1 protein-coding gene is annotated in these 2,000 nt (G+C 68.1%); it reads left to right on the forward strand.

The genetic code is table 11. The features are described from left to right. On the forward strand, positions 1 to 2,000 hold a 2,000-nt coding region (locus tag G3N93_RS38925), incomplete at both ends, for an ImcF-related family protein (protein WP_277396608.1).

Here is a 2,000-nt window from a genome sequence, read left to right on the forward strand (position 1 = left end):
TCCGCGTCCGGCGCCGCGCCAGCCGCCGCCTCGCAGCAACCGGCCGCACCGCAGGGCGGCCTCTACAGCGACGCGTCGCCGACCAACGTGCAGGACGCGTACAACGCGCTCAAGACGTACCTGATGCTGTCCGACAAGCGTCACGTCGAGCAGGCGCACCTGACCGACCAGCTCGCCCGCTTCTGGCGCGGCTGGCTCGAGACGAATCGCGGCAACATGCCGCGTGACGAGATGATCAAGAGCGCGGAGCGCATGATCTCGTTCTACCTGTCCCGCGTGAATGACGACGACTGGCCGATGATCGACGCGAACCTCGCGCTCGTCGACCAGACCCGCGAGAACCTGCGCCACGTCGTGCGCGGGATGCCGGCCCGCCAGCGCGTGTACGAGGAAATCAAGGCACGCGCGTCGACCCGCTTCGCGCCGATGACCATCGCGCGCATCGTCGGCGACGGCAACCAGGGCCTCGTGGCAGGCAGCTACGCGATTCCGGGCACGTTCACGCGCGAAGCGTGGTTCGACTACGTGCAGCCGGCGATCCGCGACGCGGCGACCAAGGAACTGCAGGCGAAGGACTGGGTGCTGAACACGTCGACGCAGGACGACCTGACGCTCGAGGGCAGCCCCGAGCAGATCCAGAAGACGCTGGTCGGCATGTACAAGACCGAGTACGCGCAGCACTGGCAGAAGTTCATGCAGGGCATCGCGGTGCAGGGCTTCAGCAGCTTCGGCCAGGCCGTCGACGGGATGAACCGCCTCGGCGACCCGCAGGATTCGCCGATCCGCAAGATCCTCGAGACCGCGTACGACCAGACCTCGTGGGACAACCCGTCGCTCGCGAACGTGACGATCAAGAAGGCGCAGACGGGCGTCGTGAACTGGGTCAAGCAACTGTTCTCGCGCTCGCAGGCCGGCCAGGTGGCGGCTGCCAACATCGACATCAACGGCAATCCGGCCGAGGTGCCGATGGGTCCGATCGGCCAAGAGTTCATCGGGCTCGCGCGGATCGTCGCGACGCATGACGGCACGTCGATGCTCAAGGGCTACATGGATTCGCTGTCGAAGGTCCGCACGCGCTTCAACGTGATCAAGAACCAGGGCGACCCGGGCCCGGGCGCGCGCCAGCTGATGCAGCAGACGCTCGACGGCAACGGTTCGGAACTCGCCGATTCGCTGAAGCTCGTCGACGAGCAGATGCTGACGGGCCTCACCGATTCGCAACGCAAGTCGCTGCGTCCGCTGCTCGTGCGGCCGCTGATGCAGGCGTTCGCGGTCGTGATCCAGCCGGCCAGCGCCGAAGTCAACAAGGTGTGGAACGCGCAGGTCTACCAGCCGTTCCAGAACTCGCTCGCGACGAAGTACCCGTTCGCGGCGAGCGCGAAGGTCGAGGCCGGCGCCGGTGAAATCGCGCAGGTGTTCGGTCCGGACGGCTCGATCGCGAAGTTCGTCGGCACGACGCTCGGGCCGCTCGCGGTGCGCCGCGGCGACACCCTCGCCGCCCGCACGTGGGGCGACATGGGCATCGGCCTCACGCCGGACTTCACGAGCGGCTTCGCGCGCTGGGTCGCACCGCTCGCCGGCGGTGCGGCAGGCAGCGCGGCCGCGTCGTCCGAGCCGCAGACCGTGTTCCAGATCCTGCCGCAGCCGAGCACGGGCACGACGGAATACACGATCGCGATCGACGGCCAGCAACTGCGCTACCGCAACACGCCGCCGCAGTGGACCAACTTCGTGTGGCCGAATCCGCAGGGTTCGCCGGGCGCGACGCTGTCCGCGACGACCTTCGACGGCCGCACGGTGCAGCTCGTCAACGAGCCGGGCCGCTACGGTCTCGAGAAGCTGATCAACTCGGCGCAACGCAAGCGCCGTCCGGACGGCACCTTCGACCTGACATGGGCGCAGGGCAGCGTGAACGTGTCGGTGACGATGCGCATCATCAGCACGTCGCAACCGTCCGGCGGTGGCGGTGACCAGCCGCAGCAGCAGAGCCTGCGTGGCCT

This window comes from Burkholderia sp. Se-20378 (assembly GCF_017104665.1).
Taxonomy (GTDB): domain Bacteria; phylum Pseudomonadota; class Gammaproteobacteria; order Burkholderiales; family Burkholderiaceae; genus Burkholderia; species Burkholderia lata.